We start from the raw sequence: 17,303 nt of genomic DNA on the forward strand, positions 1-17,303 counted from the left end.
TTGGCATTATAAGTATGCCATTAAAAATCAGAATTAATTATGGAAAATAAACGAACCATCATCTTTGCGATCATTGGCGTAGTAGGACTCTTTATCCTGATCGGGTTATCATCGAGTATCTTTTACACCATTCAGGCAGGGGAAAAAGGCATCATCTTCAAAAAATTCGGAGGCGGGCTTGATAAGGAAAATGTAATATCACAGGGATTTAATTTTAAGGCCCCGTGGAATACCCTGTTTGTATACGACGTCAGGGAGAATTCGATTGAAGAATCCATGGATGTGCTGGATAAAAACGGATTGTCAATTAATGTAGATGTGACACTTCGCTTTCACCCCATCTACAGCCGTGTCGGATTCCTTCACGAAAATTTCGGGATTGGGTATGTATCAAATCTTGTTATCCCGGAAGTCCGTTCATCCGTGCGCCAGGTGATGGGCCGTTTCACAGCGGAAGAAATCTATTCAACCAAACGTGCTGAAGTGGAAGGAGCTATTAAGGAGGAAACCGCTGTAAGTCTCGGTGCCAATAACATCGAAATGAAAACCTTACTGATTCGCTCGATCAATCTGCCTGAACAAATCAAGCTGGCCATTGAAAATAAGCTAACCCAGGAGCAGGAGGCACTTGCGTATCAGTTCCGACTTGAAAAGGAAAAAAGTGAGGCGGAACGGAAGCGGATTGCAGCTGAAGGTGAGGCAGCAGCCAACAATATTGTAAACTCCAGTTTAACAAATCAATTGCTTCGAATGAGAGGTATTGAGGCCACGCTGGATCTGTCAAAATCACCTAATACAAAAGTGATCATCATCGGCAGCGGTGATGATGGATTGCCCATCATTCTGGGCAATAATTAGAAGTGTGAACAAGTTTTTATTAAAAGCGTTTTTTAAGTAATTTCACGGACGGTGAAATAAAACACGTTTTCAGAAAAATCTACGAATTATATGGCAGAACATGCTGAACTAAAATTTGGTGACAATACCTATAAGCTTCCCATTGTTGAAGGAACGGAGAACGAACTGGGTGTTGATATAGGCAAGCTCCGGGCTGAATCCGGGTTGATCACACTTGATCCCGGATTTAAAAATACCGGATCAACGAAAAGTGCTATCACGTTCCTGGACGGGGAAAAGGGAATACTTCGCTACCGTGGATATTCCATTGAGGAGCTGGCAGAGAAATCCAGTTTTATAGAGGTAGCCTACCTTTTAATCTATGGGGCACTCCCTTCATCGGAGGAACTTACAACCTTTCAAAATGAAATAAAGTATCATACCCTTGTACACGAGGATATCAAGAAAATCCTGGAAGGCTTCCCTTCAAATGCCCATCCGATGGGTGTATTATCTTCCCTGGTGACAGCACTGACCGCATTTTATCCGGAATCACTCGACCCAAACCGTTCTGGAGATGCAGTGAATCTGAGCATAATTCGTATCCTCGCGAAAATGCCAACATTTGCTGCCTGGGCTTATAAAAATGAAGTTGGCCACCCTGTTAATTATCCCGATAACCGACTGGATTATTGTTCTAACTTCCTGAAAATGATGTTTGCTCTTCCTGCTGCGGAGTATGAAGTGGATCCGGTGGTTGCAAACGCACTCGATAAACTTTTGATCCTGCATGCAGACCATGAACAAAATTGTTCAACAAGCACTGTAAGAATCGTTGGATCTTCACAGGCAAGCCTGTATGCCTCAATTTCTGCCGGCATCAATGCTCTTTGGGGACCTCTCCACGGAGGTGCAAACTCTGCTGTAATAAACATGCTGGAAAATATTCGCAAGGACGGTGGAGACACAAAAAAATGGATGGCAAAAGCCAAAGATAAGGATGACCCTTTCCGTCTGATGGGATTTGGTCACCGTGTATACAAGAACTTTGATCCACGGGCGAAGATCATTAAGAAAGCAGCAGATGACGTACTTGATAAGCTTGGCGTCAACGACCCTATCCTTGAAATCGCGAAAGGGCTTGAGCGTGAGGCGCTGGAAGATGAATACTTCGTGGAACGCAAACTCTATCCGAATGTTGATTTCTATTCCGGAATCATCTACCGTGCACTGGGCATTCCGGTTGACATGTTCACCGTAATGTTTGCACTTGGGCGACTCCCGGGCTGGATTGCTCAATGGAAGGAAATGCGGGAAAACCATGAACCGATCGGCCGTCCTCGACAGATTTATACCGGCGAGAATCTCCGGCCTTATGTCGATATGAGTAAACGATAAATAACAAAGGCTGAAATTAGTTTCAGCCTTTTTTAATGATCAAACTATGAATCAGGCTTTCGAAAAAGCTGCCGAAATGGCACAAGCGCTTCCACAGCGCCCCTCAAATGACGAACTTCTGCGGTTGTACGCATTATATAAACAAGCCACCGAGGGTGATGTAACCGGTGAGCGACCTGGTGGCTTCGATTTCAAAGGAGCAGCTAAATACGACGCATGGACCGCTTTGAAAGGTACCGGAAAAGAAGAAGCTGAAGAAGCATATATCTCCTTCGTGGCATCACTGCAGGAAAAATACAGCTGAATTATGTCGGTCTATTTCTATCAGCCGGGGATCCCTGATGGAAAGCACTTCCTGGAAGAGGAAGAAGCCAATCATTGTGCACGTGTTCTGCGTCATAAGCCAGGCGACATCATTCAGGTCATGGATGGAAAAGGAAGTCACTATTCCGTTCAGCTCACCACCGCTACAGCACGTCAATGCGACTTCAGTATCCTGGAAACACGTAATTTTCCACGGGATCCTTACATGGTACATTTAGCCATTTCCCCTACCAAAAATGCCGACCGTACCGAATGGATGGCTGAAAAGTGCGTGGAACTGGGCATTCATAAACTTACGCTCCTTACATGCGATCATTCAGAACGGACGCGCGTGCGTACAGACCGCGTATTAAAAAAAATGATTGCTGCCATGAAGCAAAGTATGCGGGCATATGCCCCGGAATTAGATGCGGAAGTTATAAGCATGGACGACTTCATCGACAAAATGCAGGATAAAATTCGCCTCTGCATCGCATATGTCGACATGAAGAACCCTCCGATGCACCTGAAGGATATTGTGATGGACCAGGACACATGCATCCTGATCGGACCGGAAGGTGATTTTTCAAACCGGGAATTGGAAGTCGCCCGAAATCATAAAATTCCATCTGTCAGCCTGGGCCCCTACCGGCTTCGTACAGAAACTGCCGGAGTTGCGGCAGTACATATCCTTCAATTGCTCCAGCAATAAACTTTTAGATTTCAATATTTTATCACATTTCGTTGCAGGAATCCTCAAAAACCGGCTTATTGCATAGTATCGATTTTTTTAACTTTAGGGTAAATTCCCATTTTTAACGTACCTCTACCTTGGCACTGAACTACATCTGGTTCGCATTTTTCATCATCGCCTTTGCCGTTGCACTGGTCAAACTGATTGTATTCCAGGATATGGAAATATTCCCGGCTATGGTCAACAGTACCTTTGACATGGCCAAGACCGGATTTGAAATCTCCATATACCTGTCGGGAGTCATGGCACTTTGGCTGGGCCTGATGAAAATCGGTGAAGAAGGTGGTATGGTAAAGGTTTTGTCAAGACTTGTGGGTCCTTTCTTTAGCCGCCTTTTTCCTGAAATACCCAAAGACCACCCTGCAAACGGAGCGATTATTATGAATTTTTCCGCCAATCTGCTGGGTCTGGACAATGCGGCGACACCGCTGGGGTTGAAAGCGATGCAGGAGATGCAGACGCTGAATACCAAAAAAGATACGGCTTCCAATGCCATGATCATGTTTCTGGTCCTGAATACTTCCGGACTGTCCATCATCCCGCTGACCATTATGGTGGACCGCTCCGTCGTGGGTGCGACCAACCCAACCGACGTTTTTCTTCCAATTTTACTGGCCACTTTCTTCTCAACCATAGTGGGATTGATTGTAGTGGCAATATACCAGCGAATTAACCTGCTGGACAGAGTGATTCTGGCATACCTGGGGAGCATAACACTATTTATCGCCGGGTTGCTTTATTATTTTTCAACCATTCCGCAGGAACAGGTAAACCTGATTTCCTCTGTTGCCGGAAACCTGATTATTTTCTCAATAATAATCTCCTTTCTGGTGCTCGGATACCGGAACAAGATAAACCTGTACGAAACATTCATCGAAGGAGCAAAAGACGGATTTAAAATTGCCGTAAAAATCATTCCGTATTTGGTGGGTATATTGGTAGGAATCGGGGTGTTCAGAACCAGTGGCGCACTGGATTACCTGGTTCAAGGCATGGGCTGGATTATCGGTAGTATTGGATTCGATACCGATTTTGTCGAAGCGCTTCCGGTAGCTATCATGAAACCGCTCAGCGGCGGCAGCGCACGCGGCATGATGCTGGAAGTAATGGAAACCAACGGCCCGGATAGTTTTGTTGGCCGCATGGCAAGTATTTTCAGAGGAGCAACAGAAACAACTTTTTATATCATTGCAGTTTATTTCGGATCGGTAAGCATACGTAAAACACGATATGCCATTACCGCCGGACTGATGGCAGACCTGGCTGGAATTCTGGCGGGCATTTTTATCGGATATTTATTTTTTCACTAACGAATTTTTTCAACTTAATAATAAACGTATGAGTTTGGATAAGCGTGCTGACATACAAAAGACCATTTATGATAATGCTAAATCGCATTTCCTGGGAAACTTCCCGGAAAACCTTCCCATAGAACAGGCTTACGTGCATATAGGGATCTACCTGGGATGGATCATCGACAATGAATTATATTCTGAATACTTCGAAGAAGAGGCAGAAGTGCAGATCCTACGGTTCAAGCGCAGGGAAATTTCCTGTACCATTCTGAGTGAATTATGGGATGGCTACCTCGGTTACGAGCTTTTCAACAAGCAGGGAAATATGTTTTCCTACTATTACTATGGAGGGGGTTTGTATCGCAGGGATTATGACCTTGTTCTGGTTAAGGAACTGCCATCGATTTACCATGTGAAGGATTCATGGGAAAATTATGAGTCCATGAGCAACCGTATTGATGTGCGCTTTTCAGACTGGAAAAAGATGATCAGTTAATTCCAAAACCCCGAATCCGGGGTTTTTTACTTACCGAATTTGTTCCGGAGGGCATTCAGCTTATCATGCATATCGCCACCTCCACGTGATTCCTCCCGTTTAGCTTTCTTTTGAGGTTTTTGCTTTTTCTCCCCGAAAGGCTCACTCTTCATGGAAAGTGAAATTCGTTTTCTGTTAATATCCACCTCAAGCACGGTAACAGATACCTGTTGCTGCACACTTACAACCTCAGCGGGATTGGAAACGAACTTGTCAGACAAGTGGCTGATGTGCACAAGGCCATCCTGATGAACTCCGATATCAACGAATGCCCCGAAATTTGTCACATTTGTAACGATACCCGGCAATACCATTCCCTTCTTCAGATCTTCTACTTCATGAACGGATTCATCGAAACTGAAGGATTCAAACTTTTCACGCGGATCACGACCCGGTCGGGACAGTTCCAGTAAAATATCCTGTAACGTGGGAAGGCCTACCTCATCCGTAATATATTTTTTGAGATCAATCTTTTTCCTGAGTTGTTCATCCTGCATGAGATCAGTCACAGCACATCCCAGATCGGCCGCCATTTTCTCAACAATATGATAACTTTCAGGATGAACAGCTGAATTGTCCAGTGGATTTTTTGAGGATTTAATACGAAGAAACCCCGCTGCCTGTTCAAAGGACTTCTCCCCCATTCGTGCAACCTTCAGAATTTCTGTCCGGCTCTTGAATGCGCCATTTTCATTGCGATACTTCACCATATTGGTTGCCAGCTGCGGACCCAGGCCGGACACATAGCTTAACAGCTCCTTGCTGGCTGTATTAAGCTCAACTCCCACCGAGTTTACACAACTCATCACCACATCGTCAAGGCTCTTTTTCAATTGATTCTGGTCTACATCATGCTGGTATTGTCCCACACCAATAGATTTCGGATCTATCTTCACAAGCTCTGCCAGGGGGTCCATCAGACGACGCCCAATCGATACGGCACCCCGAACAGTCACGTCATGGTCCGGGAATTCCTCGCGCGCGACTTCCGAAGCTGAGTATATGGAAGCACCGCTCTCATTTACCATAAGAATATGCATCTCCCTTGGCAATCCTATTTTCTTTACAAATGCCTCAGTTTCACGGCTGGCTGTACCATTTCCGATGGCCACCGCCTCGATGTTGAACTTCCTGGTCAGCTCAAGAATCAGTGAAGCCGCCGCTGCAGTCTGATTCTGTGGAGCGTTGGGGTAAATAGTCGTATTATGAAGTAATTTGCCCTGCTTATCTAAAACAACCAGCTTACATCCTGTTCGAAATCCCGGATCTAATGCCAATACATTATGCTGTCCGAATGGAGCTGCGAGCAGCAACTGGCGCAGGTTATCCGCAAAAACATGGATCGCATCCTCATCTGCCCTGCTTTTCGAAACAATTCGTATCTCGGTCTCCAGGGATGGATGCATCAAACGCTTATAACCATCAGCGATTGCCATCTTTACTTGTTCGGCCGAGCCGGATTGATTCTTCAGAAAATGCTGCTCAAGTTTAGTGATGGCCGCAGTATCGTCCGGGCCAATTTCCAGGGAAAGGATCATTTCTTTTTCACCCCGGCGCATAGCCAGCAAACGATGCGACGGAACCTGGCTGATCCTCTCACTCCAGTCAAAATAATCCCGATATTTCGCACCTTCCTCTTCTTTACCAGTCAGCACCCTGGAGGATATCACCCCTTCTTTCTCAAAAAGGGAACGCATAAATTTCCGCGCTTCCGCATCTTCATTGATCCGTTCTGCTATAATATCCCTTGCCCCTTGTAGTGCGTCATCGATCGTTGCGACACCAAGTTCTTCATTGATGAAATCAGCAGCCTTGGCTTCCGGATCAACACCAGGATCCTGTGTAAAAATAAGTTCTGACAAAGGTTCCAGCCCTTTTTCCCTTGCCTGTGAAGCCCGTGTCTTGCGTTTGGGCTTGTAGGGAAGATATATATCCTCCACCTCCGCGAGAGTCGTCGCCTTGCGAATTGAATTTTCCAGTTCCGGGGTGAGCTTTTCCTGTTTCTCGATCGACTTGAGGACGGCCTCCTTTCGGCTTTCCAATTCCTGCAGCTGCTCATAGCGGTCACGGACTTTCGCGATATCTACTTCGTCCATACTGCCTGTCCGTTCCTTACGGTATCGGGCCATGAAGGGAATGGTAGCCCCTTCATCAAGCATTGTAATCACTGCGGAAACAAATTTGTCCTGTAAGGAAAGTTCACTGGCAATCTGAGCTGAATATGTCATGTTCGGGTTAGAAAAATCGACGGCAAATAACTGACATAATTATTCACTTATCAAGTAAGCCGAGCATTTCTTCCTGATGTTTATCAATCCGATTTAAGGCCCCTATGATTATTTTAAGCCTGGCATAGCGCTGCGCAATCATATTCCGAAGTTCCAGTGAATTCTCTATCGTGACCGGCTGCCCGGAAATCTCGAATCTGATCCCATCTCCGACCCGGCTCCATAACCTCTCCTCATGACTCGCCAGGTCAATTCGGGTTCGCAGAAATGGGTATAGCTGATCTTCCACCAACGAAAATCCGGCTGATTCATCCTCAATGGCATCAAGTTTCATCCGGTTCCATGTCGTGAGTGATTTGATAAGTTCATTGTCATCGATCAGGTCAAGCTTCCCGGAGTTCAGGATCGAATTTATATTTCCATCGGCCGGATCAAAAGTGGCACAGATCAGCATGGCGTAATAAACCGTGTCCTGCATCGTCACCTCATTGCTCCCGGCTTTAAATGCCTCGAGCAGCTTCAATGCATTTGAGGCAGCCACCCTATGAATAATCAGTGTTCCCGATAGCTCATCCTGATTAAAGCGTACCTCTTCACGCAGATTTTGCCGAATTACCGTCAAAGACTTCTGTTCACGCAAATTCTGCCACCAGGAATTCAGAATGAACGCAATGAGAATGCCGACAATAACAATGAAAATTTCCCGGAGAAAATATCTCCATTTCTCCGGGAATTTTAACCTTTTTTTACTCATCGGCTTTCTGCTGAAGGCCGGTTAGGTTTTTTAAATGCGCTATTGCCATTGAGCTGTTTGAGTACTTCTGTAATAGCGGCCTCCAGCTGCGCGTCTGTTCCATCCGCAAGCTTCTGAAAATCCTCCACAACTTCAATATCCGGATCAACACCATGACCTTCCTTGAACCATGCCCCATCAGGATCATACATCCTGAATGTAGGAACTGTCACGGAACCGTTATCAATCAAGGACGGAACACCGGATATTCCGATCAATCCGCCCCAGGTGCGAGTTCCGATCAGCGGACCTAATCCAGCCTTCCGGAAATAATCCGGAAAAGCGTCCCCTCCGGAACCACTGAAACCGTTGATCAGCATTACTTTAGGGCCAAAATTTGCTACAGGAGGCCATGCCCAGTCTTTGCCGTCTCTAACGGCCCAAAACGCGAGTGGTTTGCGATTCAACAATTCAATAAAGCGGTCAGGAATCTGTCCGCCGCTGTTAAAGCGTTCATCGATGATCATACCGGCCTTGTCAATCTGACCGTAATACTGACGGATCAATTCATTTTGACCATCAATTCCCGTACTCCGTACATACACGTAACCGATCCTGCCATCCGTTGCCTCTTCAACACGTTTACGATTCGACTCAATCCATGCGAGATGACGTAATCTGGTTTCTCCGCTCATGGGTTCTACCAGCACCTTGCGGGCATCGGTCATACTTCCGGATTTACTTACGGCCAATTCAACGGTACTATTGGCCAGTCCCTGGAACCAGGCAAATACCGGCTTGTCGGCCGTCACGCGCTGCCCGTTTACCGCCATGATATAATCTCCTTCTGCCACATCCACGCCGGGTTTATGCAATGGAGACATAACCTCTACATCCCAGGGCGCACCTTTGATGATCTTGTCGATCCGATACAAATTTTTATCAACGCTAAAATCAGCCCCCAGGTAGCCCACGTTCATTTGACGGGTATCCTCCAGGTCTCCTCCTCCTTTGTATGTATGAGATGCATTGAGTTCACCGATCAGTTCACCCAGAATAAAATTCACGTCCGTTCTCGAATTGGCCTGCTCAATAAGGGCTCCATATCGCGTTTTCATGGCATTCCAGTCCACTCCGTGCATGTTCGGATCATAGAAATAATCACGTTCCAGCCGCCATGCATCATTAAAAATCTGACGCCATTCCTCACGGGGGTTAATCGTCATCATCATTTCCTTGGTTGGAACGGTCTTGTCCATCTTAGCCCCTTCAGAAAGTGGAATTACCGCCAGTGTACCGTTCTTCATGATTAGCAATTGCTCTCCATTAGCTGATAGCTGAAAATTCCCAACACCATCCATAACAGTCTTTACCTTACGGTCCTTAATATCATAAAACTTCAATGCCGACGAGCCATCCGCCGCGCCTGTATTCGGATAGTGGGAAAACACGAGTTTGTCTTTCGCAGCAGCCAGATTACCATAATTTCCTGCAGGTATATCAAGGAGCTCCGCCCTCTCTTCAAAACCAACAAAAGAAATTTTCACTTCTTCGGATTCCTTTGGAGGCTCTTCATCCTTCGACTTGCTGTTCTTACCTTTTTTTTCCGGGCTTTCCACTTCTTCCTTCTTAATTTCCACGGCATCATTCTTGGCTGCAAGAATGGACGGTGTTCCGGCATCTAATGGAATCACGGCCAGCTGGGTGGAATTTGCATAGATGAAGGTGTTATCCAAATCAGAATAACTGGGCTGAAAATTCCGCGAAGTTGCGAAGAACAGATACTTTCCATCGGCGCTGAAAACTGGAGACTGATCATTGTAGTAGCCAGATGTCACCTGGGTGGTCACTCCACTTTTAACATTGTATATGAATATGGCACTGGCTACCCTGGTGTAATCACGGGCATATGTAATCCACTGACTATCAGGAGACCAACTCACACTAAAACCCTGCAGCGGACCTTCGAACATGTAAAAGCCCTTGTCAATTGTACGAGCCAAACCTGATGTAACATCCATCACCTGAATTTCCATTGCCTGGTTCACATAAGCCACATGCTTGCTGTCGGGCGACCAGTAAATAGCATACCTGAATCCATCATTAAATGCGCTTACTGTTTTGGGTTGTGATGAACCCTCCATGTCATACAGCGTTAACTGGTACTCTCCCTGAGCATCACTCCAGCAAGCTACATACCGCCCGTCGGGCGACCAGGACGGATTGCGCTCTGCCGCACCTGAAGTCTGTGTCAGGTTCTGCACATACCCTTCCGAAGCAGGAAGAGAAAATAACTCTCCCCTGGCCTGAACGATTACCCGTTTGCCGTCGGGCGAGATGGTTGCCGACTGCATCATGGATGATACATTTTTTTGTACCGGCATCAGACCCATCTGATCTGTAATCACATTTACTTGCACGGTTGAATAATTCCCTGTGGCAATTGAGAGCAGATATAGCTGATCCCCGGCCTGAAATATTATATCATCCGGTCCGATCCCGGGAAAGTGGAGATCAAAATCTGTGAAATTTGTCATTTGGGAGGCCGTGCCGCTGGTTAAACTGTACTTCCAGATATTCGCCCGCTGTTCCGGCCCCTGATCTGAAAGAAAATAAATATCATCCCCGTGCCACATTGGAAGCTCATCGTTGGCGTCATTAGTGGTGATATTGGAGGTGGAATGATCATCGAGGTTGAAAACGTGAATATCGGGAGCCGTACCACCACGGTATCTTTTCCACGTACGCTGAACGCGGCTGCGGTCGGTATAGGCGAGCTGCTTTCCATCCGGAGAAAAACTGGCATATTCACCATACGGGACATCCAGTTTTTCCGGCGAGCCTCCATTTTTTGAAATAGTATAAAACTGATTATAGCGTTGCCGGCCACTTTCCCTCGATGAGGCAAACAGGATATGATCGCCATCGGGATGCCAGCCAAGTACGCGGTCTGTCATTCCATGGTAGGTGAGCCGTTTCGGAATTCCTCCCCGGACACTTACGACATATACATCATTGTTGCCTTCATAATTCGCAGTGAAGGCAATCATTTGTCCGTCAGGAGAAAACCTGGGAAACATCTCCTCGCCGGGAGGCGAACTTAGCTTAACGGCTGTGCCACCAGATTTTTCCACAAGCCAGATATCATCCCCATACACAAAGGTTATATGTGTGGCTGAGACATCCGGGTATCTCATCAGTCGGGCGTCTATTTGTGCGGAACAATAAAAAGCGATCAGCATGACCGCCAGGGAAACTAGCGTTTTTTTCATAATTGTTGGGTTGGGTTATTGGGACATAAAAGTTAGCCAAATCAATTGAAACATGCACCCTGTTCTTTAGATGCTTTTTTGAATGTCGCTATTGTTACATTTCTTTGGCTTTGTATGTCATACCTTTGTCAAATGAATAAACACGTAGTAAAATTCCTGAAGGAATGGGGTATTCCGCTTGGCATCTTCCTGGTGCTTTACTTCACAGGATGGTACAGGCCTGTAGTCGCATTTGGTCAGCGTATCATACTATCCACGGGGATCATCAAGCCAGACACCTCCATTGATGATGATGACAATTACCCGGTTACCGACTATCAGTGGACTCTTCAAACTCTTGACGGACAACCTGTTCCATTCGAGCAGTTCCGCGGCAAAGTGGTTTTCCTTAATTTTTTTGCCACCTGGTGTCCACCATGCATCGCCGAGATGCCCGGCATTCAGGCACTCTATGACTCCGAAGCATCTGAAGATGTCGTTTTTATTATACTTTCACGGGATGATTCAAGGGAGAAGCCGCGAAAATTTATGGCCGACAAAGGGTACACCTTACCTGTTTTTATGGCGGCAGGCCCAACTCCTTCCGTTTTCCAGGGGAATGTTCTTCCAACGACCTATATTATCTCTCCGCGCGGTGAAATTATTTCAAGACACAGCGGAATGGCCGATTACAATAATGAAAAAGTAAAGGATTTGCTTCGTCAACTTTCTGACCGGCTATAAATCGCCCAACATCATTCGCACCTTTTCCAGGCCTGTTGATGCTGGTTCCTCGATCATATGGAGGGATTCGAATGACCTCACGTCTGGCAGCGACGGATCTACAATGAATTTGGGTATTTCGGGACGGGCGAACTCAATAAGACCTGCCGCAGGGTAAACAAGCAGGGATGTGCCCACTACCATAAATATATCAGCTTGCTGCGCCTCATAAATTGCCTCTTCCATGGCGGGTACCATTTCACCAAACCAAACAATATTCGGCCTAAGCTGGGATCCCAGCTCACAGGTATCTCCCAGGTTTATTTTGTCCACTTCATAAATCAGTGAAGGATCTACCGTGCTTCTTGCCTGATTCAGGCGCCCATGCAAATGCAACACACTGGAGCTTCCTGCGCGTTCGTGGAGGTCATCAATATTCTGAGTGATGATCCGCACGTTGAAATCAGATTCCAGCTCAGCAAGAATTTCATGCCCTCGATTTGGCCTGGCCGAGCGCGCCACATTTCGACGCTGATTGTAAAATTCGAGTACCAGGGCGGGATCCCTTGCCCAGCCTTCAGGTGATGCCACATCCGTTACATCATGGCCTTCCCATAGTCCATCTGCACCCCGGAAAGTGGGAATCCCGCTCTCAGCACTTATCCCCGCACCCGTGAGTACGACAATCTTTTTCATTTGGCCTTCCTTCTGCTCTTTTTTTCAGGGGCCTTTTCGGCGAGTTCCAGGCATTCTTCCAGCGTCAGGTCTTCGGGCTTTTTATCCTTGGGAATCTTAACGTTTTTCTTTCCGGCCTTGATATACGGACCAAAACGACCGTTTAGTACCTGGATATCAGGATTCTCATCAAACACCTTGATGTATTTATTCGCATCCGCAATGCGCTTCTCCTTAATCAGCTCAATAGCCCGGTTAGCATCAATAGCGTACGGATCTTCTTCTTTGGGAATGGATACGAATTTATTGTCATGCTTTACGTACGGACCAAAGCGACCAATACCTACCTGCATCGGTTTATCTTCAAAATTACCCAGATCACGGGGCATTTTGAACAGATCAAGAGCTTCTTCCAGTGTAATGTTCTCGATAAACTGGCCATGACGGAGACTGGCGAATTTCTTGTCTTCATCATCATCCTCTCCCAGCTGAACGAGCGGTCCGAACCTGCCCAGTCGGGCAATAATTTTCTTTCCGGTTTTCGGGTCTATCCCGATTTCACGCGATTTGGGAACGTCAGACCGTTCAATATTTTCGGTAACCTCAACTTTTGAATGAAAGTCTTTATAGAAATCACCGATCATGATATTCCATTCTTTCTTTCCGTGGGCGATCTCATCAAATTCCTTCTCTACATCAGCAGTAAAACTGTAATTGGTGACATTCGGAAAATGATCCACCAGAAAGTCATTCACAACCATAGCAATATTGGTGGGGAAAAGCTTGTTCTTCTCGGAACCAGTGATTTCTGTTTCAACCCTTTCCTTCACTTCACTGCCCTTTAGTTTCAGCAGGTGATACTCACGCTCCTTACCTTCCCTGCTTTCTTTCAAAACATAATTTCGCTTCTGGATAGTGGATATAGTAGGTGCATACGTAGATGGACGGCCAATACCCATCTCTTCCAGCTTTTTCACGAGACTTGCTTCTGTATAGCGGGCGGGATGTCTGGTAAAACTTTCCCGGGCCTGAGCGGTGCCCAGGGTAAGTGATTCTCCAATGGTGAGCGGAGGCAGCATACCTTTTTGCTCCTCACCTTCCTCGTCATCCGTAGATTCCAGGTAGACCGAGAGGAATCCATCAAACTTAATTACCTCTCCACTGGCTGTCAACGTTTCCGGACGCGTGGAAATCTCAATGGTCGCCGTTGTTTTCTCCAACTCGGCATCGGCCATTTGCGAGGCAATGGCTCGTTTCCAGATGAGTTCATACAATCGCACGGAATTCCGGTCGCCATCCGGCTGAAGCAGTGCAAAATTTGTGGGACGGATGGCCTCGTGGGCCTCTTGTGCAGAATTCGACTTGGTCTTATAACGACGGACCTTTACATAATTCTCACCAAATTCCTTTTTGATTTCACTGGTGGCTCCCTGAATCGCCTCATCGGATAGGTTCACCGAATCTGTACGCATGTAGGAGATATTTCCAGATTCATACAGGCGTTGTGCAATCGACATTGTCTGTGCTACAGAGAACCCAAGCTTACGGCTTGCCTCCTGCTGCAACGTGGATGTCGTAAATGGCGGTGCGGGAGATTTCTTTGACGGTTTCTTTTGTAAATCGGAGATCTTGAATTCGGCACCGATCAGATCATTAAGAAATTCACGAGCATCATCCAATGCCGGGAACCGCTTCGATAGCTCAGCATGCAATTCCATCCCATCCTTCAACGGGAATATCGCGGTGATGCGGAAGGACGAAACCGCCTCGAATTTATCAATTTCGCGTTCTCGCTCCACAACCAGGCGAACGGCAACAGACTGAACCCTGCCGGCAGACAGACCTGTTTTAATCTTTTTCCATAGTATAGGGGAAAGCTCGAACCCAACCAGCCTGTCAAGAATTCGCCGCGCCTGCTGCGCATTCACCAGGTCGATATCAATACCACGAGGATTTTGAATCGCATTTTCTATCGCCTTTTTGGTTATTTCCCTGAAGACAATCCGACGGGTATTTGCGTCATTTAAATTAAGTGCTTCTTTTAAATGCCATGAAATCGCCTCCCCTTCACGGTCATCATCACTGGCCAGGTAGATGGTTTCCGCATCCTTCACAAGTTTCTTCAACTCCCTGATCACTTCTTTCTTATCGGCCGTGATTTCGTAGGTTGGCTTAAACCCGTTTTCCTTGTCCACTGCTTTATCTCCTTTGGGCAAATCCCTCACATGACCATAACTGGAGGTCACCTTATAATCCTTCCCAAGGTAGCTCTCAATGGTTTTTGCTTTAGCGGGCGACTCTACGATTACTAGATTCTTTGGCATATTTAACTTGGTCTGTTTCTTGACTCGGGCTCAAAGTTCATCAAATTTTTTACAAATAAAATTGCGATCCATTTTATTTAATCTGAATGACTTTCAGTACTTTGAGCACAGAATTCTACACTTTTTAACGGTTATAACAAAAAAAATGAGCAAAAGTCTATTCCTGCTACGACATGGAAGGGCCATGGAAAAACTTAGCGGTCAGAAAGATATCGAACGTGAACTCGATTCAATCGGACTACAAAATGCCAGCCGCATGGGCATGAAACTGCAGAATGACAAGACCCGATTTGATATCATCATTTCAAGTCCGGCCAGCCGCGCACTCAATACCGCCTCCCTGATCGCTGAACAGCTTGGATACGATCCGGGACGGATACACATCAACGATGAATTGTATGAAGCCTCGGTACGCACATTGCTTCAGGTAGTGAATAATCTAAAAGATGAATGGGAAAGCGTTCTCCTCGTCGCCCACAATCCGGCGATCTCCTATCTTGCTGAATATATTTCAGATGCAGAAACAGGAACAATGGAAACCTGCGGACTGGTAAATATCGATTTTGAAACAGCGCATTGGGAAGAAATCAGCCAGGGACACGGGAAATTCATCAGCTATATTTATCCGGATCTCCTGAATTTCTGATTTTATTAAAAAACGGCTTCACATCAATGAGAGCCGACTTTTTCGCTCCCTGCAAGGTATAATCAGCAAGTTTTAGATAAATGGTAGCAGACTTCATATGGTAATTTTTAATTTAGGCGCTTAGAAAATTTCAGATTTGGAAATAATTAATCAGTACATCGTCGATTTTGCGAACTGGATCTGGGGACTTCCCCTCCTGATCCTGCTGCTTGGAGGAGGATTATATTTCCTTTTTTATTCGAAGTTTGTTCCATTCATGCATTTCTGGCATGCGGTAAACGTCTTGCGGGGCAAATATGACAAGGCAGACGACCCCGGGCAGATCAATCATTTTGAGGCATTGAGCACCGCACTTGCGGCCACCGTGGGCATGGGTAATATCAGCGGCGTGGCTGTTGCGATCGCGGTGGGTGGCCCCGGCGCACTCTTCTGGATGTGGATAAGCGCTATTGTTGGTACTGCAACGAAATATTTCACCTGCACACTCGCGGTAATGTATCGGGGGAAAGATTCAGCAGGAGAATTACAGGGCGGTCCCATGTATGTAATTGTAGAAGGTCTTGGTAGGAACTGGAAACCATTGGCGGTCATGTTTGCCTTTTTCGGGATGATCGGATGTTTGCCGATCTTTCAGGCAAATCAGCTGACCCAGGCTTTTCGCGATATCATTTTTCTGCCCAATGGCATTGAAGGAACCGAGATCGATCTGGGTTTCATATCATTCATGGATCTGAATTTATACATCGGCCTGGGGATTCTCGTCTTTGTGGCACTGGTGATCTTTGGCGGAATTCAGCGTATTGGTAAGGTGGCAGGGAAGATGGTTCCGGCTATGGTGGTCCTTTATTTCGCATCTGTGGTGGGCATCATCTTTCTTAACCTGGATGAACTCCCCAAATACGTTTCAATGATATTTTCAAATGCTTTTTCAGCAGAAAACTATCACGGTGACCCCGCATTTGGAGGAATTCTTGGCGGCCTGATAGTATTGGGTACGCGCAGAGCCGCCTTCAGTAATGAAGCCGGTATCGGTACTGCACCGATGGCTCACGGTGCCGCCAAAACCATGGAGCCTGTACGGGAAGGACTTGTAGCCATGCTGGGGCCGATGATCGATACCATTGTTGTCTGCACCCTTACCGGACTCGCTATTCTCATAACCGGCGTATGGCAAACATCCGACACAAATGGTGTAACGCTGACTGCGACAGCCTTTACTGAGGCATTCCCGGGATTCGGACAATACCTCCTCATGTTGTGTGTACTTATATTTGCTATTACCTCCTTATTCAGCTATTCCTATTATGGCACTAAATGCCTTGGCTTCCTGATCGGGGCGGAAAGACAGCAATATTATAACTATTTTTATGTGATTTCGATCCTGTACGGAGCCATGGCGTCACTGGGCACAATCATTAGTGTGATCGATTCGGCTTTCGCCCTGATGTCCATTCCTACCATGATATCTGCGGTGATTCTTTCACCCAAAGTAATGCAGGTTAGCAAAAAGTATTTCAGCGAACTGAAAGCTTCACGGATCAGCGGCTAAAATCATGCTTGCAAATATGCCATTCCTGTTCGTACCTTTTCATTAAAGATCG

At 46.4% G+C, this 17,303-nt stretch carries 14 protein-coding genes; 9 read left to right on the forward strand and 5 right to left on the reverse strand.

Features of this window, described 5'->3' with window-relative positions:
- Positions 1-39: 39 nt before the first annotated feature.
- The 6 genes from LDX50_RS00245 (at position 40) to LDX50_RS00270 (ending at position 5,083) form a co-directional block, all read left to right on the forward strand.
- On the forward strand, positions 40-858 hold the full coding sequence (locus LDX50_RS00245; protein ID WP_225696392.1) for a prohibitin family protein: 819 nt from the start codon (positions 40-42) through the stop codon (positions 856-858).
- A gap of 90 nt (positions 859-948) precedes the next feature.
- Positions 949-2,235: a citrate synthase gene (locus LDX50_RS00250; protein WP_225696393.1), complete on the forward strand. Its 1,287-nt coding sequence runs from the start codon at positions 949-951 to the stop codon at positions 2,233-2,235.
- A 46-nt stretch (positions 2,236-2,281) separates the two neighbouring features.
- The gene (locus LDX50_RS00255) at positions 2,282-2,539 is read left to right on the forward strand and encodes an acyl-CoA-binding protein (protein ID WP_225696394.1); all 258 of its coding nucleotides are present in this window, start codon (positions 2,282-2,284) and stop codon (positions 2,537-2,539) included.
- 3 nt (positions 2,540-2,542) lie between these two features.
- Complete coding sequence (locus LDX50_RS00260) at positions 2,543-3,250, forward strand: RsmE family RNA methyltransferase (protein WP_225696395.1); 708 nt, start codon at positions 2,543-2,545, stop codon at positions 3,248-3,250.
- Positions 3,251-3,369: 119 nt separating this feature from the next.
- Complete coding sequence (locus LDX50_RS00265; RefSeq protein WP_225696396.1) at positions 3,370-4,602, forward strand: nucleoside recognition domain-containing protein; 1,233 nt, start codon at positions 3,370-3,372, stop codon at positions 4,600-4,602.
- A 28-nt stretch (positions 4,603-4,630) separates the two neighbouring features.
- Complete coding sequence (locus LDX50_RS00270; RefSeq protein WP_225696397.1) at positions 4,631-5,083, forward strand: DUF7832 domain-containing protein; 453 nt, start codon at positions 4,631-4,633, stop codon at positions 5,081-5,083.
- A 26-nt stretch (positions 5,084-5,109) separates the two neighbouring features.
- On the opposite strand, the gene LDX50_RS00275 is transcribed toward LDX50_RS00270, so the two are convergent.
- From LDX50_RS00275 to LDX50_RS00285, 3 genes are read right to left on the reverse strand one after another with little or no spacing between them, the layout of a single operon-like run.
- Positions 5,110-7,350, reverse strand: coding sequence for a Tex family protein (locus tag LDX50_RS00275; protein WP_225696398.1), 2,241 nt, complete (start codon positions 7,348-7,350; stop codon positions 5,110-5,112).
- Between the two features lie 43 nt (positions 7,351-7,393).
- Positions 7,394-8,104, reverse strand: coding sequence for a hypothetical protein (locus LDX50_RS00280; RefSeq protein WP_225696399.1), 711 nt, complete (start codon positions 8,102-8,104; stop codon positions 7,394-7,396).
- A complete protein-coding gene (locus LDX50_RS00285) occupies positions 8,101-11,355 on the reverse strand; it encodes a S41 family peptidase (RefSeq protein ID WP_225696400.1) in 3,255 nt (1,084 codons plus the stop codon). Before LDX50_RS00285 ends, LDX50_RS00280 begins: the two co-directional genes overlap by 4 nt.
- A 132-nt stretch (positions 11,356-11,487) precedes the next feature.
- Here LDX50_RS00285 and LDX50_RS00290 point away from each other — a divergent pair, with 132 nt between their 5' ends.
- Positions 11,488-12,078, forward strand: a complete 591-nt coding sequence (locus LDX50_RS00290; protein WP_225696401.1) for a TlpA family protein disulfide reductase — start codon at positions 11,488-11,490, stop codon at positions 12,076-12,078.
- Here LDX50_RS00290 and LDX50_RS00295 read toward each other — a convergent pair.
- A complete protein-coding gene (locus LDX50_RS00295; protein ID WP_225696402.1) occupies positions 12,073-12,753 on the reverse strand; it encodes an SIR2 family NAD-dependent protein deacylase in 681 nt (226 codons plus the stop codon). The two genes, LDX50_RS00290 and LDX50_RS00295, sit on opposite strands and share 6 nt — an antisense overlap.
- Positions 12,750-15,056, reverse strand: coding sequence for a type I DNA topoisomerase (topA, locus tag LDX50_RS00300; RefSeq protein ID WP_225696403.1), 2,307 nt, complete (start codon positions 15,054-15,056; stop codon positions 12,750-12,752). The genes LDX50_RS00295 and topA overlap by 4 nt, the downstream gene beginning before the upstream one ends.
- A gap of 145 nt (positions 15,057-15,201) precedes the next feature.
- On the opposite strand from topA, the gene LDX50_RS00305 reads away from it, so the two are divergent.
- Together LDX50_RS00305 and LDX50_RS00310 are read left to right on the forward strand one after the other, a co-directional pair.
- On the forward strand, positions 15,202-15,702 hold the full coding sequence (locus LDX50_RS00305; RefSeq protein WP_225696404.1) for a SixA phosphatase family protein: 501 nt from the start codon (positions 15,202-15,204) through the stop codon (positions 15,700-15,702).
- 145 nt (positions 15,703-15,847) lie between these two features.
- Positions 15,848-17,251, forward strand: a complete 1,404-nt coding sequence (locus LDX50_RS00310) for an alanine/glycine:cation symporter family protein (protein ID WP_225697559.1) — start codon at positions 15,848-15,850, stop codon at positions 17,249-17,251.
- Positions 17,252-17,303: the final 52 nt, after the last annotated feature.

It is taken from the genome of Fulvivirga sedimenti, assembly GCF_020328055.1.